This is a genomic window from Tenacibaculum lutimaris (assembly GCF_003610735.1).
GTDB lineage: Bacteria > Bacteroidota > Bacteroidia > Flavobacteriales > Flavobacteriaceae > Polaribacter > Polaribacter lutimaris.
This window is the reverse complement of the sequence record NZ_RAQM01000011.1, coordinates 1-25,947: the sequence shown is the minus strand read 5'-3', so window position 1 is coordinate 25,947 and position 25,947 is coordinate 1. Positions and strand designations below refer to the sequence as shown.

Annotated in this window: 26 protein-coding genes; 8 read left to right on the top strand and 18 right to left on the bottom strand. The window is 31.8% G+C overall.

The genetic code is table 11. The features are described 5' to 3' along the window. Nucleotides 1–41 precede the first annotated feature (41 nt). Nucleotides 42–605, top strand: coding sequence for a hypothetical protein (locus C8N26_RS11510; RefSeq protein ID WP_120187416.1), 564 nt, complete (start codon nt 42–44; stop codon nt 603–605). 53 nt (nt 606–658) lie between these two features. On the opposite strand, the gene uvrB is transcribed toward C8N26_RS11510, so the two are convergent. From uvrB to C8N26_RS11490, 4 genes are all read right to left on the bottom strand, one after another. After that, a complete protein-coding gene (uvrB, locus tag C8N26_RS11505; protein ID WP_120187415.1) occupies nt 659–2,647 on the bottom strand; it encodes an excinuclease ABC subunit UvrB in 1,989 nt (662 codons plus the stop codon). 66 nt (nt 2,648–2,713) lie between these two features. Further along, nucleotides 2,714–5,569 (bottom strand): T9SS type B sorting domain-containing protein, encoded by a 2,856-nt coding sequence (locus C8N26_RS11500; protein WP_120187414.1) that lies wholly within the window; start codon nt 5,567–5,569, stop codon nt 2,714–2,716. Nucleotides 5,570–5,617: 48 nt separating this feature from the next. Further along, on the bottom strand, nt 5,618–6,466 hold the full coding sequence (locus tag C8N26_RS11495; RefSeq protein WP_120187413.1) for an ABC transporter permease: 849 nt from the start codon (nt 6,464–6,466) through the stop codon (nt 5,618–5,620). 9 nt (nt 6,467–6,475) lie between these two features. Beyond that, nucleotides 6,476–7,372: an ABC transporter ATP-binding protein gene (locus tag C8N26_RS11490; protein WP_120187518.1), complete on the bottom strand. Its 897-nt coding sequence runs from the start codon at nt 7,370–7,372 to the stop codon at nt 6,476–6,478. 192 nt (nt 7,373–7,564) lie between these two features. Between C8N26_RS11490 and C8N26_RS11485 the strand changes: the two genes are divergently transcribed. Further along, nucleotides 7,565–8,098 (top strand): hypothetical protein, encoded by a 534-nt coding sequence (locus C8N26_RS11485; protein ID WP_120187412.1) that lies wholly within the window; start codon nt 7,565–7,567, stop codon nt 8,096–8,098. Nucleotides 8,099–8,169: 71 nt separating this feature from the next. Here C8N26_RS11485 and C8N26_RS11480 read toward each other — a convergent pair whose 3' ends face one another. The 8 genes from C8N26_RS11480 to C8N26_RS11445 form a co-directional block, all read right to left on the bottom strand. After that, nucleotides 8,170–8,868 (bottom strand): response regulator transcription factor, encoded by a 699-nt coding sequence (locus C8N26_RS11480; protein ID WP_028893033.1) that lies wholly within the window; start codon nt 8,866–8,868, stop codon nt 8,170–8,172. 11 nt (nt 8,869–8,879) lie between these two features. Beyond that, entirely contained in the window at nt 8,880–10,448 is a 1,569-nt protein-coding gene (locus C8N26_RS11475; RefSeq protein ID WP_028893034.1) for a sensor histidine kinase, read from the bottom strand. A gap of 109 nt (nt 10,449–10,557) precedes the next feature. Then, on the bottom strand, nt 10,558–11,148 hold the full coding sequence (gene coaE, locus C8N26_RS11470; RefSeq protein ID WP_120187411.1) for a dephospho-CoA kinase: 591 nt from the start codon (nt 11,146–11,148) through the stop codon (nt 10,558–10,560). Between the two features lies 1 nt (nt 11,149). Then, entirely contained in the window at nt 11,150–12,079 is a 930-nt protein-coding gene (locus C8N26_RS11465) for a YbbR-like domain-containing protein (RefSeq protein ID WP_120187410.1), read from the bottom strand. Nucleotides 12,080–12,160: 81 nt separating this feature from the next. After that, complete coding sequence (gene yajC / locus C8N26_RS11460; protein WP_028893037.1) at nt 12,161–12,481, bottom strand: preprotein translocase subunit YajC; 321 nt, start codon at nt 12,479–12,481, stop codon at nt 12,161–12,163. Continuing rightward, on the bottom strand, nt 12,481–12,948 hold the full coding sequence (locus C8N26_RS11455) for a DUF1573 domain-containing protein (protein WP_120187409.1): 468 nt from the start codon (nt 12,946–12,948) through the stop codon (nt 12,481–12,483). The genes yajC and C8N26_RS11455 overlap by 1 nt, the downstream gene beginning before the upstream one ends. A 37-nt stretch (nt 12,949–12,985) precedes the next feature. Then, nucleotides 12,986–13,924 (bottom strand): transcription antitermination factor NusB, encoded by a 939-nt coding sequence (gene nusB, locus C8N26_RS11450; protein ID WP_120187408.1) that lies wholly within the window; start codon nt 13,922–13,924, stop codon nt 12,986–12,988. 77 nt (nt 13,925–14,001) lie between these two features. Continuing rightward, the gene (locus tag C8N26_RS11445) at nt 14,002–15,102 is read right to left on the bottom strand and encodes a Glu/Leu/Phe/Val family dehydrogenase (RefSeq protein ID WP_028893040.1); all 1,101 of its coding nucleotides are present in this window, start codon (nt 15,100–15,102) and stop codon (nt 14,002–14,004) included. A gap of 156 nt (nt 15,103–15,258) precedes the next feature. Here C8N26_RS11445 and C8N26_RS11440 point away from each other — a divergent pair, with 156 nt between their 5' ends. Together C8N26_RS11440 and C8N26_RS11435 are read left to right on the top strand one after the other, a co-directional pair. Next, a complete protein-coding gene (locus C8N26_RS11440; protein ID WP_120187407.1) occupies nt 15,259–17,013 on the top strand; it encodes an ABC transporter ATP-binding protein in 1,755 nt (584 codons plus the stop codon). 79 nt (nt 17,014–17,092) lie between these two features. Next, the gene (locus C8N26_RS11435; RefSeq protein ID WP_028893042.1) at nt 17,093–17,455 is read left to right on the top strand and encodes a PUR family DNA/RNA-binding protein; all 363 of its coding nucleotides are present in this window, start codon (nt 17,093–17,095) and stop codon (nt 17,453–17,455) included. Nucleotides 17,456–17,840: 385 nt separating this feature from the next. On the opposite strand, the gene C8N26_RS11430 is transcribed toward C8N26_RS11435, so the two are convergent. The 3 genes from C8N26_RS11430 to C8N26_RS11420 are packed head-to-tail and all read right to left on the bottom strand — an operon-like array spanning nt 17,841 to nt 20,144. After that, nucleotides 17,841–18,878 (bottom strand): chorismate-binding protein, encoded by a 1,038-nt coding sequence (locus C8N26_RS11430; RefSeq protein ID WP_120187406.1) that lies wholly within the window; start codon nt 18,876–18,878, stop codon nt 17,841–17,843. After that, nucleotides 18,875–19,726, bottom strand: coding sequence for an alpha/beta fold hydrolase (locus C8N26_RS11425; RefSeq protein WP_120187405.1), 852 nt, complete (start codon nt 19,724–19,726; stop codon nt 18,875–18,877). Before C8N26_RS11425 ends, C8N26_RS11430 begins: the two co-directional genes overlap by 4 nt. 1 nt (nt 19,727) lies before the next feature. Continuing rightward, nucleotides 19,728–20,144 (bottom strand): PaaI family thioesterase, encoded by a 417-nt coding sequence (locus C8N26_RS11420; protein WP_120187404.1) that lies wholly within the window; start codon nt 20,142–20,144, stop codon nt 19,728–19,730. Nucleotides 20,145–20,202: 58 nt separating this feature from the next. On the opposite strand from C8N26_RS11420, the gene C8N26_RS11415 reads away from it, so the two are divergent. The 3 genes from C8N26_RS11415 (at nt 20,203) to C8N26_RS11405 (ending at nt 22,082) form a co-directional block, all read left to right on the top strand. Beyond that, a complete protein-coding gene (locus C8N26_RS11415; protein WP_120187403.1) occupies nt 20,203–20,703 on the top strand; it encodes an IS1096 element passenger TnpR family protein in 501 nt (166 codons plus the stop codon). Between the two features lie 3 nt (nt 20,704–20,706). Then, nucleotides 20,707–21,327 (top strand): L-threonylcarbamoyladenylate synthase, encoded by a 621-nt coding sequence (locus C8N26_RS11410; RefSeq protein WP_120187402.1) that lies wholly within the window; start codon nt 20,707–20,709, stop codon nt 21,325–21,327. Nucleotides 21,328–21,413: 86 nt separating this feature from the next. Continuing rightward, nucleotides 21,414–22,082: a hypothetical protein gene (locus C8N26_RS11405; RefSeq protein ID WP_120187401.1), complete on the top strand. Its 669-nt coding sequence runs from the start codon at nt 21,414–21,416 to the stop codon at nt 22,080–22,082. Here the strand turns inward: C8N26_RS11405 and C8N26_RS11400 are convergent. The 3 genes from C8N26_RS11400 to C8N26_RS11390 form a co-directional block, all read right to left on the bottom strand. Then, nucleotides 22,074–23,072 (bottom strand): glycosyltransferase family 2 protein, encoded by a 999-nt coding sequence (locus C8N26_RS11400; protein WP_170141650.1) that lies wholly within the window; start codon nt 23,070–23,072, stop codon nt 22,074–22,076. The two genes, C8N26_RS11405 and C8N26_RS11400, sit on opposite strands and share 9 nt — an antisense overlap. A gap of 296 nt (nt 23,073–23,368) precedes the next feature. After that, a complete protein-coding gene (locus C8N26_RS11395; RefSeq protein ID WP_120187399.1) occupies nt 23,369–23,917 on the bottom strand; it encodes a nucleotidyltransferase family protein in 549 nt (182 codons plus the stop codon). A gap of 5 nt (nt 23,918–23,922) precedes the next feature. Then, nucleotides 23,923–24,366: a type I restriction enzyme HsdR N-terminal domain-containing protein gene (locus C8N26_RS11390; RefSeq protein WP_120187398.1), complete on the bottom strand. Its 444-nt coding sequence runs from the start codon at nt 24,364–24,366 to the stop codon at nt 23,923–23,925. Nucleotides 24,367–24,732: 366 nt separating this feature from the next. Here C8N26_RS11390 and holA point away from each other — a divergent pair, with 366 nt between their 5' ends. Then, nucleotides 24,733–25,734, top strand: a complete 1,002-nt coding sequence (gene holA, locus C8N26_RS11385; protein WP_120187397.1) for a DNA polymerase III subunit delta — start codon at nt 24,733–24,735, stop codon at nt 25,732–25,734. The last annotated feature ends 213 nt before the right edge of the window (nt 25,735–25,947 follow it).

The following is a 25,947-nucleotide window of genomic DNA, read 5'->3' as shown; positions in this document are numbered from 1 at the left end:
AGGTTTTTTGTTTTATCTTGCTAAAACATAAATAGCATACAATGAGAAAATTATTAATCCTTATTTTACTTCCTTTACAGTTAATAGCACAAGAAAAAACGAATTCTGAATTATTTTGGAATAAACTAAAAACTCATTGCGGAAAAGCTTTTGAAGGAACAATAACAGCAGGAGGAAAAGAGGGAGATGGTTTTACAGGAGAAAAATTAGTAATGCATGTTCGCTCTTGTGAAGAGAATACGATTAGAATACCTTTTTTTGTAGGTGAAGATAAATCTCGTACTTGGGTTTTTACTATGAGCTCCGATAAATTAATTAAGCTAAAACACGATCATCGACATAAAGATGGTACTGAAGATAAAATTACGCAATACGGAGGGGTTAACCCCAACATGGGATTACCTAATATTCAGTTTTTTCCAGCGGATAGATATACAGCCGATTTAATTTCGTATGCTTCTAATAATGTTTGGTGGGTTACGATTGATGAAACAAGTTTTACATATAATTTACGTAGAATAGGAACAGATAGATTATTTTCTGTAAAGTTTGATTTAACTACAGAAATTGATACACCAACTGCTCCTTGGGGAAGTGAGAATTAATTTTTATTTAGAATCAAATCTGTTTTTTTGGGTTAGAATTTATCTAAGTTCACTTACAAATTTTCTTTCAAAACCTCAATCTCATCACGGAGTTGTGCTGCTACTAAAAAGTCTAGTGCTTTAGCAGCTTCTTCCATTTGCTTGCGTTTGGTACGAATACGTTTTTCTATTTCTTGTTTAGGTAGGTATTCTAATTCTTGTTCAGCAGCTTTTTGTGCCACATTATCATAATGATATGAGGTAATAGCATTTTTAGATAGCGTGTTGTCAATCTTTTTATTGATTTGCTTTGGAGTGATCCCATGAGCTGTATTGTAATTGATTTGTTTTTCACGTCTACGATTGGTCTCGTCAATAGTGAGTTGCATACTGTTGGTAATTTTATCCGCATACATAATCGCTTTTCCGTTTACGTTACGAGCAGCACGCCCCACAGTTTGTGTTAACGAACGGTGTGAACGTAAAAAACCTTCTTTATCAGCATCTAAAATAGCAACTAAGGAAACTTCTGGTAAGTCTAATCCTTCACGAAGTAGATTTACTCCAATTAACACATCAAATAAACCTTTACGTAGATCTTGCATAATTTCTACACGTTCTAAGGTGTCTACATCAGAGTGTATATAACGGCAACGTACTTGAATTCTAGTTAAGTATTTAGCTAATTCCTCAGCCATACGCTTGGTTAAGGTAGTTACCAAAGTACGCTCATCTTTTTCTACACGAATCTGAATTTCTTCAATTAAATCATCAATTTGATTTAAACTCGGACGGATTTCAATTTCAGGATCTAACAGTCCTGTTGGTCGAATAACTTGTTCTACAAATAAACCTTCGGTTTTTTGTAATTCATAATCTGCTGGTGTTGCAGAAACGTAGATTACTTGGTTTTGTAAAGCTTCGAACTCTTCAAACTTTAATGGACGGTTATCCATTGCAGCAGGTAGTCGGAATCCGTATTCTACTAAGTTTTCTTTACGACTTCTATCACCACCGTACATCGCGTGTACTTGGGGTACGGTAACATGACTTTCATCAATCACCATCAAGTAGTCATCAGGAAAATAATCTAACAAGCAGAAAGGTCGGGTACCCGCTTCTCTTCCGTCTAAGTAACGAGAATAATTTTCGATTCCAGAGCAATAACCTAACTCACGAATCATTTCTAAGTCGAATTCGGTACGCTCTTGTAAACGTTTTGCTTCTAAATGTTTTCCTATTTCTTTAAAATAATCTACCTGTTTTACCATATCCTCCTGAATTTGATGAATGGCGTTTTGTAGTATGTCAGGTGAGGTTACAAATAAGTTAGCTGGATAAATATTCAGCTTGTCTAATCGCGTAAGAACTTCGTTGGTTTCAATATCGAAGGTTTCAATTTCTTCTATTTCATCTCCAAAAAAGTGAACTCGATAACCGTTTTCACCATAGGAAGGATAAATAGTAACCACATCACCTTTTACTTTAAACGTTCCACTTTTTACTTCAACTTCAGTACGTGCATATAAACTTGTTACTAACCTATGTAAAAATTTGGTACGAGAAATTTGTTGATGAACTTCAATAGTGATGACATTCTTTTTGAATTCAGTCGGATTTCCAATACCATACAAACAAGATACCGAGGCTACTACTAACACATCTCGACGCCCTGAAAGTAGGGAAGAAGAGGTGCTAATTCGTAAGCGTTCTATTTCATCATTGATAGATAAGTCTTTTTCAATATAGGTTCCTGTTACAGGAATATAAGCTTCTGGTTGGTAGTAATCATAATATGAAACGAAATACTCTACAGCATTGTTTGGAAAGAACTGCTTGAACTCAGAATACAATTGGGCAGCTAAGGTTTTGTTATGAGCCAATACTAATGTTGGACGATTGACTTCAGCAACAACATTGGCTACTGAAAAAGTTTTACCAGACCCCGTAACACCTAAAAGTGTTTGATATCTTTCGTCGGCTAAAATTCCGTTAGCTAATTGTTTAATCGCCTGTGGTTGATCTCCTGTAGGTTTAAATTCTGAGTGTAATTCAAAGTTCATTCAACAAAAATACGGATAGTTTGTGTGAAAAACCATCCGTATTTATTCTAATTTATTTAGGAGCTTTTACTTTCTAATCAATGAAAAATGTCCTGTTTTTTTTCGAGTTTTTCCACTTTTATCTATCAATTCTGCATTGTACCAATAATCATTAGTAGGTAGGGTAGTGCCATTGTATACACCGTCCCAACCAGGATGATTTTTATCAGTGATTTCGCTAACCAATTTTCCAAAACGATTAAAAATTTGGACTTTAACAATATCGTAATAGTCATTATCAACTCCTAATACTTTCCAAGTGTCAAAATATCCATCTCCATTAGGGGTAAAATGACGTTGAAAATAAATAGTTGAAATTTTGTTAGATGTAGTAACTCCACATCCATTTCTGTCTCTAATAGAAATTGAGTTTAGTCCAGGAGGAATATTAGTAAAAGTGTATGTAAGGTTCTCATTACCCTTACTAAAATCACTGACATTTGTACTATTTAAAGCGTATTCATAGTCTCCTAATCCATCAACAGTAATTTCAATCTTATTACTGTCTGGATTATCTTGATCGTCTACTGATTTAATATTTACAATCAACGCTTGGTTAGATTCTTTAACAAAAAATGTATTATATCCCATTAGAGGAGTAGTAATATCAGGGTGTACCCTATATGCTTCAACTCTATACTCACCAGCTGAATTTGCGTTGTATACAGCTGACGTTTTATTAGGAATTAATTGACCGTTAAAGTACCATTTATAAGAATCTGAGATAATACCAGTATCAGCATTTAAAGCTATAGTATGAGGTTGAGGACTTAATCTAGGGTTATCTACACATAAAATTTCCCCATTAAGGTTTCCTTGTGGAATAGGTAGTTTTTCTATAAGTATTTTAAAATTACCAACAGTTTCGCAAGATGTTGCCCCTTTGTTAGAAATCCTTACATAGACATTAGAATTATTAGTAAATAAATCATCTTCATAAGGAGGAAGAATTTGGTTTATTTGTAAGGTTGCATCTTCTGTAGTTCTGTAATATTGAAAATCGTGAGTAACTTCAGATAATGAACCTCCAGAATTATTAATTATTTTTTGAGTTTTGATTGAGAAATCAAAAAAGCCATTACCTGTACCGATACTAAATTTGGCATCAGGGTTTGATGCGTTTTGGTCTAATTCACTAATATGTTCATCAGAATAAATGTCTAATCCTGTTGGGTTTACTTGTAATTCGATAATTTGAGTTTGATAACACTTAGTAGTATTGTTAGTTACTTTAATAGTTAATGAGTGATAAGTGGCTACCGAATTGATGTAATTACTCTTATTTAAAGGTCTTGAGAAGTTAATATCTGAAGTTTCAAAAAAATCTATTGAAACATTAGAAGAGTTGTCAACTAAAGAAGCTTCTAAAAGTTCAAGGTTAAAGGCTGTGTATCCGTCATGATGATTATTATCAAAATCACATTGGATATAAGGTGGAATTGTATTGATTAGGGGTTTAGGTTCGAATGTAACTTGAACTTTACCTGTATATGTTTTTTTGCAATACGAATTAGACTCTATTTTAACTTCGTATAAACCGCTTCCAAAATTAGTGTTATCTACAGTTAGTGTTCTTGTGTTCGCTATTACTATCCCGTCCTTTGACCATGTGTAAATATCGTTAGGATTATTAATTTCAGGAACTATTTCGTAGCTGTCTCCTATACAAAATACTTGATTTGTGTTACTTAACACTACATTAGAGTTAGCGTTGAGTAACTTAATAGGAGCAAAAAAAGATTGTATAAATGGAGGTAACCCTTGTGTGGTTGTTCCTCTACCTAAATTAATTGCAACAGGTTTATATACTACATTATTAGCATTTTCATCCGGATTTTCAATAGCACCTAAATATGACTTATCAGGAATGGAACTATATATTTTTCCATCAGAAGCTAATTGTAAAGCACCTCTATATCCAGATCCTCTCCATATTTGAGCTTTTGTTAGCGCTACATCTCTATCAAGTAAGTCGAATTGAAGAATATTAAAGGTAAAAGGAGGAATAAATAAAGAAGCATAGAGTTTAGTTGACTGTGGAGAAAATTCAACACCATAAGGTACACCATCGATAGAAGGAGTAGTTAATAGATCACCTGAAGAAGTAATTCTACCTGTAATATTATCAAAATCATATAATACTAGTCGGCCACTTCCTATACCTTGTCCTGCTGTAAAATCAGCTAAAGCTATTTTTGAGCCATCAGGGGAAACTTTTATGTACCCTCTTTTATCATCAGGTGTATAAGAAGATCTAGAAATTATGGGATTTAAATAATCTACTCCATTTTTATCAACTTTATAGGCATAAAAAGAATTTTCAACGATAGATAAAACCCAAATTTCAGTACAGTCTTTTCCTTGAACAGCGGTAACTTTTTCAGACCACTCTCTATCTCTGTTATTAGAAAGGTTAATAGGACCTGCTATAATTTCTCCTCCATTTCCTTTTGTTACATCAACGGTGTAAAAATTAAAACCAGGATTTCTAGGGTATCCTGAATTATTAGGAATATAATCGGTTCCTACTGTGAAGATGTAGTAGATATTTTTATTCTCTGGTGCAGGTACAATTAAACCAGATTGAGAACTTGATGGGTTTCCTTGTAAATTATTAGCAAGCTGACCATTAGAGTACCTCATTAATTCATGGTTCTTTGTCCATACTTTAATTCCATCAGAATAAAATAAAAGATTCCCATCTTCATCTGAAATAGTAGAACAACCTTCTTCGGTATTTAAAGAGCCATCTGTCAAGGCGATTGGAGTTCCATTAAAATCAATACCAGCATTGTTTCCGAAATACCAAACATTGGCTTCTTTTTGACTATAAATAGAAAGTGAGGTTATACAAAGAAAGATAAAAAGTAGTTGTTTTACCATTTAAATAGATTTTAGTATAGATAAAACAACTAAATTACATAAAACCCTCTATAAATCTCGTTTTTTTAACAAGGCATATGATGAATAAATAAAAATAGCTGTCCAAATTAATACAATTGTTATGTTGAATAAGCTAACAGAGTAGTCTTTGGTAAAGTTTTCTCCTATTTGACTAGCAACCGATTTTACCGCTCCTAACCTAGTAAAAGGTTCTTTAATTAAATTAGCCATTGATTCTAAAGGGAAAAATTGCATGATACCGTTTACCGCTTCATCAGTTCCTGTTTTTATATTTCTAAAAGTCCAATACAAGTATCCTTTAATTAAACTTTCAACGATTAGCCAAACAATCATGGCTGCTACTGCAAAAGCTGATCGTTTAATTAATATACCTAAGAATAAACCAAAAGAGAAAAAACCTAATAGTTTTATGAAAAAAGCAAATAGGTAATCTAAATCTGAAAAAATAATAGAAATTTCATTAAAATCTGAATAAACAGCGCCAAGAATCAATGAAACAATAAATACAAAAAGTGTAGAAACAAAAGCGAAAGCAATAACAGTGTAAAACTTAGAAAGAATAAATTCTTTTTTGCTTAAACCATCAATTAAGTTTTGTTTTAAAGTTTTATAGCTGTACTCATTAGCCATCATAGAAACAATAACTAACAGTAAGAAAAATTTAAAAATAGCAGCTATGTATGTGTTAAAATGCCAGATGTATGGGAAGTTGAAAATACCTTGTTCTGCTAAGTGGAATTTAATTGGACCTATATCAAATTTTATTGCAGCGATTAAAGCAATAGATGTTAATAGGGCGAAATAAATAATTGAAAGAACTTTACTAGCTCTGTTATATTTTAATTTATGTAATTCTATAGTTAAAAGTCGTAGCATGTTGTAAGTTTATTGGTTGTTGGTAAGGTCTAAGAATTGTTGCTCTAAACTAGGTTTGCGTTTTACTAAATGCGAAAGTGAAATTCCGTTGTCAAATAGAAATTTATTAATTTCAGAAGCAGACAATTCAGAAGATAAATTCGCAATTAAAACTCCATTTTCACTGTTAATAGTACCTATTGAAGAGTGACTTTCTAAAAGTTGTTTAAGCTTGTTTTGGTCATCAGCTTGTAGCTCGAAAAATCCATTCGAAGCGGTCATTTCATCAACTCTACCGCTGTATAGTTTTACTCCATTTCTTATAACCACCACATGAGAGCATACTTTTTCTACTTCATCTAGTAAATGCGAAGCAAGTAAAATAGTTGTACCATTTTGGGCAATTTCTTTGATAATTTGACGGATTTCGTGAATTCCTTGTGGATCTAATCCGTTTGTAGGTTCGTCTAAAATTAATATTTCAGGATCGTTTAATAGGGCAGAAGCAATTGCTAAGCGCTGCTTCATTCCTAAAGAATATGTTCTAAACTTACTGTTTCTACGTTCGTAAAGATTTACAATTTTTAGTTTTTCTTCAATTTTATCATACGAAACGCCTTTTATTTTACAGATAAGTTGTAAGTTTTGAACAGCTGTCATGTAAGGATAAAAATTAGGGCGTTCAATAATGGCACCTACCTTTTTTAAAGCTTCATGAGTAGATAATTTACCGTCAAACCAGCTAAAATTTCCTGAGGTTTTGTTAACTACATTTAAAATTATACCTAAAGTGGTTGATTTTCCACTTCCGTTAGGACCTAATATTCCGTAAACATTTCCTTTTTGAATATCAAAAGAGAGGTTGTTTACCGCATGAACTTTTCCGTATTTTTTATCGAGGTTTTGTATAGATAAAATTGTTTCCAAGCTTTTTTGATTTTTGTTGATTATATGTATTTGACGACTCATTCAAATTATTGTTACAATGTATAAAAAAAGTAACAGAAAATGATTCAAAAGTAAAACATGGCTTTTTAGAAAGAATTAAAGGTTGTTCAGAAGTAAACTTAACTAGATGGTTTAAAATAAAGGTAGTTTTGCATGTCAAATTATATTATTATGAAAAAAATAAACTACTTATTAGCAATTATCTTAACAACTGTTTTTTATGTAAGTTGTTCATCTGATGATGTTCAAGAAACACCAAATCAATTTATAATTGAAGGAAAAAATTATCCGATTGAATCAATTATGGTAGAAAAATTTATTAAAGGAGATACACCTTCTGTATTTTTACATTTAATGAATATTACTGAACAAGATATAGAAGCTGCTCGAAACTCAGGTGTAGCTTTAACTGAGGTAGATTTCTTTTCAATTGCTGTTCGTGATGAAAGTTTAACTTCAAAAACTTATACAACAAACAGTTTATGGTATGAGTTTATGACTAATGGAGAATTTTTAGGAGAATACAATAATGAGCAATTGTTAATGGAGTATGAAACTGGAGATGAAGTTACTTTAACTATAAATTCAATTAATGAAACTAACATTTCATTAGACTTTAAAGTGAAAAGAATTAACGGTAGTGTAGCGACAGGAAGTTATAAAGGAAAGTACAGTACTATTGAAGAATCATTAGAGCCTAGATAGAAAAATAAATAGATTAGATAAGAAAAAAGCTTAGGTAAATCCTAAGCTTTTTTTATTTATTTAAAATGATATTATTTGTTGTCAATCAATCTAAATCCTTCACCATGTATATTTAAAATTTCTACATTTTCATCATTCTTCAAATACTTACGAAGTTTTGCAATGTATACATCCATACTACGAGAAGTAAAATAGTTATCATCTCGCCAAATTTTTGTCAACGCTAATTCACGTGGCATTAAGTCATTTTTATGAATGGCTAACATGCGTAATAATTTACTCTCTTTAGGTGATAATTTTTGAGGTTCTCCACCTTTGTAAGATAAGTGACGTAACTTAGAGTTAAAGTCAAATCCGCCAATTTTGAATTCGAACTCATCACTATCATTTGTTTTTTCAGTTTCTTTACGTTGTAAAATAGCTTTGATTTTGTGTAATAAAACTTCTGAATCGAAAGGTTTATTTAAATAATCATCAGCTCCAACTTGGTATCCTTTTAAAACATCTTCTTTTAATGTTTTAGCAGTTAAAAATATAATTGGAATTTCTTTGTTTGTAGCACGAATGTCTTCAGCTAAAGAAAAACCATCTTTACGAGGCATCATAACATCTAAAATACACAAATCGTATTCTGCATTTTTAAACATGATTAAACCATCGATTCCATCTTTAGCATGTGTAACATTATAATCGTTAAGCGCTAAATAATCTTTAAGAACTGTTCCAAAATTTGGATCGTCTTCTACTAATAATATTTTTTTACTCCCCATTCCTTAATCTTTTATATTAATGGTAATTTAACTGTAAACGTGCTTCCTTTGCCTTTTTCACTCTCAACGTGAACGGTACCTTGGTGGCTGTCTATGATTTCTTTTACATAGGCTAGCCCCAAACCATGACCTTTTACGTTGTGTATGTTTCCTTTGTGTTCTCTATAAAATTTATCAAACACGTATTTTTGAGCATTTTTGCTCATTCCAATACCCTCATCTTTTATTTTAATGATAAAGTATTTATTTGTACTCTCAGTAAACACATCAATTTTTGGTGCGTTTTCTGAGTATTTTATAGCGTTTTCTAACATGTTGACAATAACATTGGTTAAGTGGAATTGGTTTCCTAAAACCTCTGTTGAAATAGCTTGAAAATGTGTAGAAACACTTCCTTTTTTATCATCAATCAATAATTGAATGTGCTCAATAGCTTCTTCAATAATATCATGCATGTCAACTGCGTCTTTGTTAATTTCAAGTTGGTTTTTTTCAAGTCTTGAAATTCGTAATACATTTTCAACTTGCCCGTGCATACGTTTGTTTTCATCGCGAATCATTTGCACGTATCGTTTTACTTTTTCTTCGTCAGATATGATTTTTGGGTTTTTAATAGCATCTAAAGCAAGATTGATGGTTGCAATAGGTGTTTTAAACTCGTGTGTCATATTGTTGATGAAATCTGTTTTTATTTCAGAAATCTTCTTTTGACGTATTAATTGGTATAACGATGTTGAAAAAGCTGCAATAATTATACCTATAAAAAATAGAGATAGTATTAATACCTTTATCATTCCTGATAACAAGTTTTTTCGCTTGTCAGGAAACTTTACGTATAATTTATATTTACTATTTCCTTCTTCATCTTCTAACAGAGGATAATTAATATCTTCTGGTTGTATGTTAAAATATCCTGATCTTAATTGTGTTGCTAATCCATCTTCATAAACAACATACTTAAAATCTTGAGTAATGTTCATTTTAGCGAACTCCTCTTTTAATCTGTTGCTTAACTCTTTATTACTTATTCGTTGATGAATAGGAATAAAAATATTTTTACTTTGACGAAAAGCATAAGCTATCTCTTTATCATTCCAATTAGGATAGTTTCTAAAAACAGAATAACGGCTTTCGTTTAAATAGGGTTTAAAATCTTTGTTTTCTGATTTTATTACCTGAGAAAAGAAGATGTCTTCTTTACCAGAGTAACGTTTGATAATAATAGAATCATTATCAACAAATTCTCCTGGAATTTTAGTGCTTTCTTCTAAAATGGTACTACCAAAAGAAAATTTCTTCTTACTAACAGTATCAACCTGTTGAAAAAGAAATGTTTTTATTTCGGCATCAGTTCTAAATTTGTTACTATCGAAATAATCTTTATAATTTTGCTCAAACTCTTGGTATTCTCTCTCTTTAATATTTTCAGAGGTACGAGCTAAAGCAATTGTTACATTATTTTTAAATTGCTGTTGTTTGTTCTTTATAGCATCTTTTATCCAATACACTTGAATAGAGATAATTCCTATTAAAGAAATACTCATTAAAACAACAATGAGAATAAAGATTTTCTTACCCATTATTCAAAAATAAATTAATAAAAGTTAGAGATATAATGTTTTAACTTAGATTAACAAAGTTATTGTAAAATTAAGGAAATTTTAACATTTAAAGTTAGCAAAGCGTAAATTATACAGTTCTTTTTGTTAAAGAATTATGGATTTTTAACACTTGTTCTTTAGAATGTTTAAGTGTTTTATTATCAATAATATAGTTTGATTGAAGTGTTTTTTTAATAACACTCCATTGGTTTTTCATTCTGTTTTTTACTTCTTCAATAGTAGAGTTGTCTCTTTTTACAACTCGGTTAATTCTAACTTCTTCAGGAGCAGTAACAGTAATAATTTTATCGCAAAAAGCGTCGCTTTCGTTTTCAAAAAGTATTGCATTTTCATATAAAATATAAGCTTTATCAGAATTTTGCTTGATAAAATTTTGTAGATGCTCATTTACAACGGGATGAACAATAGAGTTTAGTAAGGCTAATTTTTCTTTGTTTTTAAAAACAATAGAAGCCAAATAAGGTCTGTTTAATTCATTATTGATATAGGTGTCTTTTCCAAATTCAGAAACTAATCGAGTTTTGATTTCGGGTGAAGTATGCATAAGCTTCTTAGCTTCATCATCAGCCATGTAAATAGCGATGTTTTTAAACTCAGAAAACATTTTTAAAATGGTAGATTTTCCGCTACCAATTCCACCTGTTAAACCTACTACCATATCATTCGTAAATTAAAAAGTCAATTTTATCAGGTACTATTCTTAGCACCGTAGCTAAATTAGGAGAACTCTTAAGTTTAGGAGTTAAGTAGTTTAGCTCTTTATTTTCAGTTTCTAAATAATCACATTCTATTTTAAATAAATCAGGAGTAATTTCGTTGAAATTTTTTAGGCCCACTTTATAAATTATTTTTACTTTTTTAGGGAAAATATTAATTCCTTTTGGAGCATTTTTAACAAGTACAGGCACTTCTATTTCACCTTCAGTGAATTTGTCTACTAATAATTCAATGTTTGCTGACTTATAGTTTGTTTTGATTTGAACACCTTCAGGAAATATAATAGAAGAAGTAATATTTGTGTTTTTAGATATGTTTTCTAAAGTAGCACTATCAAGATTTAGAAACTCTACTTTTTTTACATCAGTTTCATTACCAGAAATTAAAATACTATCTGGGGTAAGGGTTAAGGGTTTTGAAAGGCCATATCCTAACTGAAAAGAAATGTTTACGTTAGGTTTTAACGGAACTTTTTTAGAGCTTAACAACCCTATTTTTAAAGGGATAGTATCTACTATAATACTATTCAACTCAATACCGGATTTTAATTGATGTTGTATTTCAGGAAGAAGATTTTTGGATAAAAAATAATAGTTATTTCCTTTTTCTTTAGTTGCTTTATCTAATTGTAGTATGATTGGTTTATGGTTAATGCTTGACATTAATAAATTATAGCCACTGCTTTTTACATTTAAAGTTAGTTTGTTAAAAGGAGCTTCAATTAATGTTTTTTGTTGAGGTAGTTGAGTATATTCAATGTCATATTCTACCTCTGCGTTGTACTCTTTTGATAGGTTTATAAGTAGCCAAAAAAATACGGAGGCAATTAAAAAGCCAAAAAAGGTTTTAGGTATGTTGAAGTTTTTTTTCAAATAAATAAATATTGACGCAATCTACATAAAAAACAAAAAAGTGAGCTAATTAGCTCACTTTTTTATATAAGTGTATTACTGTTAGTTTTTACTTTCAGCACTATATTTTTTGCTTAGTTCCATAGAAATAGCTGAACGCTCAAACTTAATTTTACCAGCGCCTGTTTCGATAGAAACCGTATTGTCAGTATCATTAATTTCAACTATTTTTCCATGAATACCACTTGTGGTAACAATTTTAGCTCCTTTTTTAATTTCTGTTTGAAACTGTTTTTCTTTTTTTTGACGACGCATTTGAGGGCGAATAATTAAAAAATAAAAAACAGCAATCATAGCTACAAAAGGAAGCATGTTCATTAAGCTTTCTTGAGAACTAGCTTGTAAAAAAATGGTAGTAAACATTATGCGTCTTTGTTTTTAGGAGTTACCATACCAGAAATCTTAATTATTTCTCTACCTTTCTCAGTATTGGTAGTTAACGTAACAGATTTTGATTGTTTGTTAGTTCTTCCGCTAGTATTGAAACTGATTTTAATTTCACCTGCTTCACCCGGAGCAATTGGATCCTTTGTCCACTCAGGAACGGTACAACCACATGATGGTTGAGCATGTGTTATAATTAAATCGCTTTTACCTGTATTAGTTACGATGAAAGTAGTTTCAACAACCTCACCTTCTTTAACTGTGCCGAAATCAAATTCTTCTTTGTCAAAAGAAATTACTGGAGCACCTTGGTTAATAGTGTTGTCTCTTTTTTCTGCGTTTTCAACGTTTTCTTTTTTTACTTTTGATGAAGCATTACTTTGTCCACAAGAAACTAACATTCCTGCTGAAACAACAAATGCTAATGCTACTGCTATTTTCTTCATTGTAAAATATTTTTGTTTGTTGTAAAAATACTAATTTTTATAATAATCCTCTACCTATTTTTACCATCTTATTTGAGCTAAGGTAGTCTTTAGCTAATTTGTCTAAAACACCATTGATAAAGTAACCACTTTTATTAGTAGAATAGTCTTTAGCTAACTCAATATATTCGTTAATAGAAACTCTACTAGGAATAGAAGGGAAGTGTAAAAATTCTGTAATAGCCATTTTAATAATAATCATATCAATATCGGCTATTCTATCGGCTTCCCAGTTAGGTGTTTTTTCTTTGATATCGTCTTCGTACTTATGCTGATTTAACACAGTTTTGTTAAATAAGTTGGATACAAAGGCTTGATCTTCGCTATCTTTATATAAACTACCTAAAATAAAAGGTTTATTGGCTTTTTGTTTGTTTAGAGTTTTTAATACCCAAGTGTTTACAAACGGTATATCATCAACCCAAGAAATCATTTTGTCCTCAAAATAGTCAGCTATTTTTTCGTTAGGAGCTACAATTTCTCTAAAAAAGTCAATAACAAAAGCACGATCTACATTAAAAGAATCTTCAACTGTATCCATGTACTTTTTGTAGATGTCACTTTTTTGTAATTCGTCTAACAAAATTTTTACATACTCATCGTCAAGATCCCAATAGTTTAATTTATTAAGCTCTACATACCCTTCTAAACTTACACTTTCGTTAAGTTGGTTTAAAAGTTTGTTGTCAATAAATTTTGTATTTGGATTAAGTTCTTCTTTAGTAGCAAGAATTTTCTTTTTTGAAAGCTCTATCCTTTTTTGAGCTAGTTTTTGGACTTCAACTAATAATTGAAGATTTAAAACGTACAGGTCGTACATTTTTTGAATGCTGTGTTTTAAGAATTTTTCTTCCTTAACTAAATCATCGCTGTGCGATTGTTGCATCGCATATACCGACTGCATTACTTTAACACGAATATGTCTTCTGTTAATCATTCTAAAGAACTTTAAAAAAAAGAGCGATAGAAACTATTTCTAACGCTCTGCAAAAGTAAAACTTTTTTATTTTTTATCTAGCTATTTTGCTCTTTTTTGCGAGCATCAATTCTTGCTTGTGCAATATTGAAAGCAGCTTGATGTGTAGTGATATTTTCTTTTTCTGATAAATTGAAAATTTCTAATGTAGTGTTGTAGATGTTTTCTGTTCTCTTTAAGCTTTCAGCTTTGTCGTAACCTTCAACTTCTGCATATACATTGATAATACCACCTGCATTGATTAAGAAATCAGGAGCATAAGCTATTCCTCTTTCTTTTAACATCATACCATGCTTTAATTCGTTAGCTAATTGGTTGTTGGCAGCACCAGCAATTACTTTAGCTTTTAATTGAGCAATGCTTTCATCGTTAAGAGTAGCACCTAAAGCACAAGGAGCATATATATCAAGGTCTAAACCAAAAATATCGTTTCCTAAAACTACTTTAGCACCATATTTCTTGCTTAATTCTTCTAAACGAGCTTCGTTAATATCGTTTAAGATAACTTGAGCACCTTCGTCAGTAATATGCTTAACTAAAGTTTCGCCTACGTGACCAACACCCTGTACTAATACTTTTTTACCGTCTAAGTTATCGGTACCGAATTTATATTTAGCAGCAGCTTTCATACCCATATATACTCCGTAAGCAGTTACAGGAGAAGGATTTCCAGATCCGCCAATTGCTTCAGAAACACCAGTAACGTGTGGAGTTACTTCACGAATAACGTCCATATCACGAGTTTCCATCCCAACATCTTCAGCAGTAATATATTTTCCGCTTAAAGAGTTAACAAACTCACCAAATTTACGCATTAACGCGTCATTTTTTTGAGTTTTAGCATCACCAATAATAACTGCTTTACCACCACCAAGGTTTAAACCAGTAACAGCAGACTTATAAGTCATACCACGAGACAAACGTAATACATCATTTAAAGCTTCCCATTCACTTTTATATTGCCACATTCTTGTACCTCCTAAAGCAGGTCCTAAAGTTGTGTTGTGAATACCAATAATTGCTTTTAAACCTGTATCTTCGTCGTTGCAAAAAACGATCTGCTCGTGATTGTCAAAAGATAATTGACCAAACACAGGGTCGTTCTTAAGATCTTTAGTATCAATGATTTCTGATGTCATTTGTTTTAGTTTTTTAATTTGAGATAATTTAAGCAATCTCAAAAATTCGAGCACAAAAGTAAGAAATCGTTAAAACAAAAGCAAAAAAAGAGAGCTCAATTATGGTATCTTTAACAAGAGCCCTTTTTTAAGTTAAATTTTTATAAAAAAGTAAGGTTGAAAGCATTACAGCATTTAAATAAGTATTTCATAAAGTATAAGTGGAGGTTATTGTTAGGGATTTTTATAACAGTTCTAGCAAAAATATTTACACTAAGAATCCCCGATTTTGTTGGTGATTCGCTTAATGTGGTAGAAGACTATCAGTTAGGAAAAATAACAGAGTTGTCGGAAGTGAAAAGTATTTTACTAAACAACATTTTACTGATAATTGGAGTAACTTTATTGGGTGGTTTCTTTACTTTTTTAATGCGTCAAACTATCATTGTAATGTCACGAATGATTGAATTTGACCTAAAGAATGAGATTTATCAGCAATATCAGCGATTATCTCTTAATTTTTACAAGCAAAATAGAACGGGGGATTTAATGAACCGTATTAGCGAAGATGTGTCTAAGGTGCGTATGTATGTTGGTCCTTCTATCATGTATTCTTTAAACATGCTAGTATCTTTCGTAATTGGTTTTACCCAGATGTATGCAATTTCTCCAAAACTAACTTTATACACCATGATACCGTTTCCAGTTTTATCGGTATCTATTTTTGTGTTGAGTAAGCAGATAAATAAAAGAAGTACCATTGTTCAACAATATTTATCGAAGTTAACAACATTTAATCAAGAGTTTTTTTCAGGTATTAACGTAGTAAAATCGTATGCTATTGAAAATGCAGTAATCAAAAACTTTGATGATTTAGCTGATGCTAACAAAGAAAAGAATATTGATTTATATAAAGTACAAGCACTATTTTTTCCTTTAATGATTTTGTTAATCGGGATTAGTAATATTATTGTATTATATGTTGGAGGAACATTGTATATCAATGGAGAGATACAAGTAGGAGCCATAGGAGCATTTGTTATGTATGTAAATATTTTAACCTGGCCAGTTGCCGTTGTAGGTTGGGTTACTTCTATGATTCAGCAAGCAGAAGCTTCTCAAGAAAGAATTAATGAGTTTTTACAGCATGTTCCTGAAATACAAAATACAAATGAAGGAACGACGGAGATAGAAGGAGAGATAGAGTTTAAACATGTTTCTTTAACTTATGAAGATACTAATATTACAGCATTAAAAGATGTGAGTTTTAAGGTTGATAAAGGAGAAACTTTAGCAATATTGGGTAAAACAGGAAGTGGAAAATCTACTATTATTAATTTGATATCGCGATTGTACGATACTACTGAGGGAACAGTGTTTATAGATGGGGAAGATATTACAACTTGTAATTTATACGATGTAAGAAACCAAATAGGATTTGTGCCACAAGAACCATTTTTATTTTCAGATACCATAGAAAATAACATCAAATTTGGTAAAGAAGATGCTACTGAAGAAGAAATTATTGAAGCAGCCAAAAATGCTGTAATTCACGAGAATATTATAGATTTTAAAGAAGGTTATAAAACTATTTTAGGAGAGAGAGGAGTAACATTATCAGGAGGTCAGAAGCAACGAACCTCTATAGCAAGAGCGATTATTAAAGATCCAAAAATTTTAATCTTTGATGATTGTTTATCAGCTGTTGATACCGAGACAGAAGAACGAATTTTATCTAATTTAGAGCGAGTTTCTAGCGATAAAACCACAATAATTATTAGCCACAGGGTATCTTCAGCAAAAAATGCCGATAAAATTATCGTATTAGATAGCGGAAAGATAATTCAACAAGGTGTTCATAATCAATTAATAAAGGAAAAAGGATACTATAAAGACCTTTATGAACAACAACTTTTAGAAAAAGAAATATAGCAATTCGTATTGCCAAGTCAAATATTTTGTTAGATTTGTTGAGAAATTTTAAGTAAACAACTATTATTTAAAGCGAATTATGAGCGAGAGAGTAGAACAAGAAGAAATTTTTTCACAAGTTTTAAGAGCAGGAAGAAGAACGTATTTTTTTGACGTTAGATCTACAAAGGCAGATGATTATTATTTAACAGTAACTGAGAGTAAAAAATTCACTCACGATGATGGATCTTTCCATTATCAGAAACATAAAATTTACTTATATAAAGAAGACTTTACTGATTTTGCAGAAATGTTGAACAAAGCAACAGACTTTATAGTAAACGAAAAAGGTTCTGAAGTAATTAGTGAGCGTCACCAAAAAGACTATAAGAAAGAAGAAGGTATAGCTACAGAGGCTACTTCTACAGAAAGTTTTACTGATGTTTCTTTTGATGATATTTAAAAACAGAAGATAACTGTTTGTATAAACCCTAAACACAAATTATAATTTGTGTTTAGAGTTTGGTTTGTGCATGAAAAAAATCAATTCAAATTCAATTTACACTAGAAAAACCGCCAGTTGTTGCACAGCAATTGGTGGTTTTTTACTTTTTACATAAGTGATTTTATTTTGTTTGGTAGTTTTGATGCGAATTCAACCAGCTGCTTATAAGTTAAAGTTCTACCTACTCTACTATTAAGTTTATCTTCACGCTGGCTAATCCTAAGTAATTTTTGTTTCATAGGAAAGCTAGTTTTTGAGTTCTCCTAAATATAATAAAAAAAACTGAATTTCAATGGGTTATGTTGTGTTTGAGCTAAAGTATTTTATCAGATAGTTGTTTTTCTTATAAAACTTTTTTCATGGTAGTTGTTTTTGCAACCGTTTCTTGCCATTCTTTTACAGGATTACTGTCGCGTGTAATTCCACCACCAACATAAATGTATACAACTTTATTAGAAACTTCCATACAACGAAGATTTACAAACAAATTACTTTCTTTGTCGTTTATGTTTAGTTCTCCTAAAAAGCCTGTATAAAAGCTTCTATGGTAGTTTTCATTATCCAATATAAACTGTTTGGATGCTTCTAAAGGCATTCCACAAACAGCAGGAGTAGGATGTAAACTGTTTATTAAAGTAGCATTATCTGTTTTTAATGTACCATTAATAAGGGTTCTTAAATGAAGTAAATTTCCTGCTCTAATAGTTTCGGTATTAGAGGTGGTAATTTCTGAGCAATAATTTATAAGCTTGTCTGTAATATAATCGGTAACAAATTGTTGTTCTTCTATTTCTTTAGTTTGCCAAATAACATTGGTAGTGTCATTATAAACTTGTGTTCCTGCCAAAGACATAGTCGTAAAGTTTGTGTCTTTGATGCTAACCAAAGTTTCAGGAGTAGCTCCTAACCATAAGCCAACTTTTGGGTGGTACCAAACATATACAAAAGCTGTAGGATAACTATTTAATAGTTTTTGAAAAGTTTCAATAAGGTTGAAATCTAGTAATTCAACTTTTTCTTTTCTAGAAAGCACCACTTTTTTAAACTTCTGGTTTTTAATAGCAGCTATCCCTTTTTTAACTAGTTGAATGTGATTTTCTTCGGAAGCTGTATCAGAACTGTAATTTGTATTATTAGAAGAAATATGATCAATATTTACTTTCTCTTCAAAATAAGTAGATTGATTTTCAGGAATTAGAATAGCTTTTTCTCTACTATCAAACGGAGCAAAAATAAATCCACTTTCACTATAATCTTTCGAGGTAATTAAGTTATTATTCTGTTGAAACCATCCCTTAATTGTAGAACAGTTAGGTTTTCTATACGTAACAAAAGGTAATTGTTTGTCTAAAGTTTCTTTTATGTTTGAAAAAATACTCAATCTAGTTGTTGTATTAAGTGTTGTTTAATCGTGTCAAATTTACTCCAAATAAATCCATGGCCAGCATCAGGAATGCTAATTAACTCAAACTGATTTTTAGGAAACCGTTCTTTTAAAAATAAAGAGTTTTCAAAAGGAACAATCCAATCATTGGTTCCATGAATGCTTACTATGTTGTTAGGAGTAGAATTCCAGTTGTTTTCAAAATGTTGTAAATCTTGTTTATGAGATAACTTTTCTCTGCTAGCTTCTTGCCAAATAGGTGGAACCAACCATCGAGTAAGCTTCCACTTATATAGATTTAAAGACCATGGCATAGGTTCTATTTCGCTATACACTGCTGGAGCCAATAAAATCACTTTTCGAATTTTTTGTTGTATAGCCAAAGCAATAGGGCCGCCATAAGAGTAGCCTACTAGTATTGTTTTGTTGGGGTTATAATCTTGTAAGATACTCTTTAACATATCACGTTCAAAAGCAATACTTTCTTGAGCAGGGTTTTTATCTTGATAATTATAACCAATCCTGTCGTATGAAATCATATTTGCTTTACTAAGCAATACACTGTCTTTCATATATTTTACGAAATCAGTAGAAGATCCGATGGTTCCATGAACAAAAACGAGTGTAGGTAAAGTCGTGTCTTTTATGATGGAAAGTTTTCTATATTCAAATCCTTTAAAGTTTTCATAGGTGAGTATAGGAGTGTGAGAACTATCCGAAAACTTTTCAAGTACTTTTGTATCAGATTTTGGAGCAGAAAAATTCCAGAATAAATAATACAAAATAAGAAAGAGCACAAAGAGAGTAACTCCAACAATTTTTAAGATTTTCTTTAGCAATTTCATGCTACTGTTTATCTAAAACAATATTGGTAATCTTACAAAGTGAAATCAAATTATCATCCTCATCAACAATTCTGACTTCCCATAAATGTGTAGTTCTACCTTTATGAATAGCTTTAGCAGTAGCAAAAACATGTCCTTCTCGCTTACTTTTGATATGATTGATGCTTAATTCAATTCCTTTTACAATTTTAGAAGAATCTCTTAAGAAAAAAGCAGAAGCACAACTACCTACCGATTCAGCTAGGGCAGCTGTTGCTCCGCCGTGTAATATTCCATAAGGCTGATGTACTTTAGGAGTTACAGGCATCTTTGCTGTAATAAAATCATCTCCTAAATCAACAAACTCTATTTCTAAAGTTTCCATTAAGGTGTTTTTATTGTAGTTGTTTAAGATTATAAGAGATTCTTGCTTGTGCATTGTTACTAAAAATTATCACCCAAAAATACGTATTTTTGCATTGAATAAAAATGATAGAATGTATAAAGTACGCGTAATTTTAGATACGAAAGAAGATGTAATAAGAACCCTATTGGTAAATGAAAAAACATCGTTAGAAAACCTACACTTTGATATTGCAAAAGCGTTTGGTTTTAACGGACAAGAAATGGCTTCTTTTTACCGTACCGATGAAGATTGGAATCAAGGAGAAGAAATTCCACTATTTAATATGTCAGAAGCAGGTGAAGGAGTGTCAATGGCAACTTGTATGTTGAATGAAACTTTGCCGAATATGAATGATAAATTAATTTACGTGTATGATTTCTTACAAATGTGGACCTTCTATGTAGAGGTAATAGAGCAGTCTGATGAAGCTGTTACCGAAACAAAAATGATATTATCAATCGGACAAATTCCAGAAGAAGCTCCAGAAAAGGAGTTTAAAGCAGAGGATCTTTCTACAGATTTAGATGATGAGTTTGACGATGAGTTTAATGATTTTGAAAGTTTAGACGATTTTGATTTTGACAATTACTAAGCCATGGCACAATTTATAAAGTTATATAACGACAACCCGAACCCTAAAGAGATAGAAAAAATTGTAAAAATTTTACAAAATGGAGGGGTAATAATTTATCCAACAGATACGGTTTACGGGTTAGGTTGTGATATTACAAATGCCAAAGCTTTAGCAAAAGTTGCAAAAATTAAGGGAATAAAACCTGAAAAAGCAGACTTTTCGTTTGTATGTAATGACTTAAGTCATTTGTCAGACTATGTAAAACAGATAGATACGGCTACGTATAAAATATTAAAAAGGGCATTACCAGGACCGTATACTTTTGTATTGCCTGGTAGTAATACCTTGCCAAAAGCATATAAAAAACGTAAAACGGTAGGTATACGTGTGCCTGATAATAATATTGCTAGGGCTATTGTGGCCGCTTTAGGTAACCCAATAGTATCTACTTCTATTTATGATGAAGACGAAGTGTTAGAGTATACTACAGATCCTGAATTAATCTTCGAGAAATGGCAAAATATTGTTGATGTTGTTATTGATGGTGGGTACGGAGATAATCATGCGTCTACGGTAATCGATTTAACAACAGATGAGCCAGAAGTACTTCGTGAAGGAAAAGGAAGTTTAGATATTTTGTAATAGTAAGGCTTAGTTTAGATTTTAAAAAAATCACTTTCCATTTAAAAACACAATTCTTATCTTAGTAAAGATAGAAAAAAGGATATATGTTTTTACTGGATAGATTCCCTAACGACAGCGGACCAATATATCAAGAAACCATAGCAGGTAGGTTACCTGTTGAACCTTTCAATACATTTAGCAACCTTGTTTTTATAATGTTATTGATTTACTTCGGAAGAAGAGTTTATCAAAACCCTAAACAATACCCATTTTTTCTGTTTGCCATTCCAGTAATATTTATCAGTTGGATAGGAGGTACCATGTTTCACGGAACACGAAGTCATGAGTTTTGGTTGTTGTTAGATTGGGTTCCTATTATGATTGTATGTTTAGGAGCTATTATTTATTTCATAGGAAAAGTTAAAAAGAAATGGTGGCAACGATTAGCAATAATTGTAGCTATACTTTTAGTATCCGTTTTACCAAGATTTTTATCAATACCTTCAGGATATAGAACATCGTTTGGATATGCAGTAACAGCATTTGCAGTAATAACTCCGTTAATTTGGTATGCTTACAAAACACATTGGAAAAACGTAAAGTATATAATGTATGGAGGAATGGTGTTTGGAATAGCGTTACTATTTAGAACTATGGATAATAAAGTAGAGTTACTACCTATGGGAACGCACTGGTTATGGCATACTTTCGGCGGAATTGCAGTCTTCTTCCTATTATATTATATCTATAAAGATGAACAAGAATTAACGTAGTTCAGTAAATTCCTTCCTTCCTTTAGCGTAATACTGCCAAACTATAGACTTGTGTTCGTAGTAGTTTGATTTTTTAGGAGATTCATTTCTCTTTTTTATGAACTTAGGAAGATGCATATAAAAACTAAAATGAGCTTTTAAAATAGCAAACAAATGATTAGGTTTTCCTTCTAATAAAAATTTAAGGCTTGCCAAACCGTCTAAGATCAAACGAGAAAAAATGATTGGAAACAATTTTGTAGAAGGTAAGTTTTTAACCAAGTTGAGTAAACTATTCCTGAAATTTAAAAACGTTTTTCTAGGGTTTAAAGTATCCAATGTAGCACCACCTACATGATATACAGTTGAAGCTCCAACGTACTTTATAGTATGTCCACTGTTTTTAGCACGCCAGCACAAATCAATTTCTTCTTGATGTGCAAAAAAGTCTTCATCAAAACCGTTGAGTTGATGAAAAACTTCTGAACGAATAAAAAAGCAAGCTCCCGATGCCCAAAAAATTTCAGAAGTATCGTTAAACTGTCCGTTATCAGTTTCTAAATCGCTAAACAAACGACCACGACAATACGGGTATCCAAAAGCATCAATAAAGCCACCACCAGCACCAGCATATTCAAACTTCGATTTATCTTTAAAATCTAAAATCTTTGGTTGAATAATCGCAGTGTTAGCTTCTTTCTTAAAAGTATCAATAATAGGAGTTAACCAATTCTTGGTAACTTCAATATCAGAATTTACCAAACAATATACATCAGCATCAATATGTTGTAATGCGTCGTTGTAACCTTTTGCATAACCACCGTTTTCGGTATTTTTTACAATCTTAACAGTAGGAAAATGCAGCTTAATAAATTCAATAGAATCATCCGTAGAAGCATTGTCAGCGACATATACTTCCGCTTCTTCAGAACTAAAATTCACGACAGAAGGTAAAAACTGCTCAAGCAATTTTTTTCCATTCCAGTTTAATATGACGATAGCTGTTTTCAAGACGACAAATTTACAGTTTAAAAATGAAATCCATGTTAAAAAAGAACAAGTCATTCTGTGTTTCGTCATTGCGAGAGGAACGAAGCAATCTTTTTATAGAGAGTAAGATAACCACGTCATTATCATTCTTCGCTATGACGTTTCGCGTTTCCGTTATTCCGAACGAGGTACGAGGAGGAATCCCATAAGGAGAGTAATTTTTATGTTTAAGATTTCTCAGTCGTTATCTCCTTCAAAATAATATTTGTTCTTGTCATTTCGAACGAATGTGAGAAATCTCACGAGGAGAGTATTCCTTACTTTTCAATAACTAACTTCTCCCAAGCATCTTTCCATCCTTTGTATGTAATTCTGTTACGATACGTTGTCAAATCAAAATTAGGAGTAGGTTTAACCACAAGGTTAAATAAATCGTCTAAGCCATGCGGAGCAATAAATTCTATTTGATTATTTGTGTTTAAATGAACAGCAATGGCAGTAGCTGTTTCGGGCCAGTAAGAAATAGCTTTGTAACAATTTTTATAAGGTGAATGACCATTTCGAAGATGCATCCTAGCTTGATTTTTTACCGACCAATTCACAGTGGGATTCATTGTTTTGAGCTGTTCTTTAAAAGCTAATTCACGAATCTTAGTAATGTCGCTTTCATCAAAATAAATAACATCAATATCGTTTAAAGAAGTTCTTTTACTATTGTGTTTATAATCCCAAATTTTATTTCTAACAAAACCAGCACCAATCCAACAATCGTGAAGGTGTAGGCTACGAACAGCTTCAAGAATACTAAGCATCCAAGTATCGCTCTTAATAATAGTTACCAGTTCAGTAGTAAAATCTGTTTTCATAAAGCTTATTGGTACTCAGGAATATCTCTTAAAAACACATAGGTTTCCTTCTCTTTATCGAGCATACAAAAAAAGTGTTGTAGTCCGTTGGTAACGATGAGGTAATCGGCATTGAGCTTTAAGTTATAACGTGCAATTTGATCAAAGGTATCTTGCGTTATTTTTATATGCGGAGCCTTACATTCTACAATAATATTCGGATGTCCGTCTGAAGCAAAAATCACAATATCGGTACGCTTTTTAAGGTTGTTGATAACCAATTGTTTTTCAATAGCAATAAGCGAAACAGGATAGTTTTTTTCTTGAATTAACCACTGAACAAAATGCTGACGTACCCATTCCTCAGGAGTTAATACCATATATTTTTTTCTCAAATTATCAAAAATAAGCGTCTTATTTTCGTTACTTTTGAGCTTGAATGTATAGCTAGGAAGGTTGAGCTTTTGCATAACCCAAAAGTAAGAAAATTATAAGTTATTTTTTCGTTGTTTACTGTGACAAAACATTATTGTCATCTCGAACTGAAGCAGCGCGGAATGTGAGAGATCTTAAACACGGAGCTACTCCGTTGAATGAGATAGCCACGTCGATATCACTCCTCGCTATGACGTTATAGTAATCGTCATTGCGAGTGAAAGCGAAGCAATCTGTTTGTCGAGAGTGAGATAGCCACGTCGATATCACTCCTCGCTATGACATTATAGTAATCGTCATTGCGAGTGAAAGCGAAGCAATCTTTTTCTCGAAGAAACAAAGCCACTCCTCGCTACAACATTTAAAATAACAACACCAAGAAGAAGGTAGAAGAAAGACACATGAACGAAATTAAATCTATCATATCCGATATAAAAGGAGGCAACATTAAACCCATTTATTTTTTAATGGGAGAAGAACCGTATTACATCGATAAAATCTCAGATTACATTGAAGATAATGTGTTAGATGAATCTGAAAAAGGGTTCAATCAAGTAGTTATGTACGGTCGAGATGTGTCGATAGAGGAAATTGTATCGTCGGCAAAACGTTTTCCGATGATGGCAGAAAAGCAGGTGATTATTGTTAAAGAAGCTCAAGATTTAAGCCGTACGATTGATAAAATAGAGTCGTATGCTGCCAATCCGCAACCGAGTACCGTATTGGTGTTTAACTACAAATACAAAAAGCTCGATAAACGTAAAAAGGCGTACAAAGCCATAGCAAAAAGTGGACTTATTTACGAAAGTAAAAAGCTGTATGATAACCAAGTAGCCGATTGGATACGTCAGGTGTTGGGCGGAAAAAAGTTTAACATAGAACCGAAAGCTGCACAAATGTTGGTGGAGTTTTTAGGAACTGACCTGAGCAAGATTAGCAACGAATTAGATAAACTAACCTCAGTATTGCCTGCGGAAACCATTATTACCGATAAGCATATTGAAGAGAACATAGGGATTTCTAAAGACTTTAACAATTTTGAGTTGCGTAAAGCTGTAGGACAGCGAGATGTGGTGAAAGCGAACAGAATCATCAATTATTTTGCCCAGAACCCAAAGAACAATCCGTTGGTAATGACCATTTCCTTACTAAATAGCTTTTTTACACAGTTATTAATGTACCATGGATTAAAAGACAAATCGAAAGCTTCGGTAGCTAAAAACTTAGGGGTAAACCCTTATTTTGTAGACGACTATGTAAACGCTGCCCGTAATTACCCGATGCGAAAAGTATCACAAATTATTGCTTTACTACGTGATGCTGATGTAAAGAGCAAAGGAGTAGGAGCCAACCAAACCCATGCTAATATTTTAAAAGAATTACTGTTTAAGATTTTGCATTAACGGGTTTGTATAACAATCAGTTGCGGATTGGTTTGAAACTAAGATAGCTAAAATTACCGACTTTTGTGCTTGCGCGGTTGTGTCCGCAGGACACGAAGCCGCAATTGTTGTTATACGTCTTAAGTTAGCAATTGTTTAAATTTAGTAATATAAATCAGAAAGAAAAAAGCGTAGAGTAAGGTTATGTTATACGTTGAAACCTAGATTTCGTCA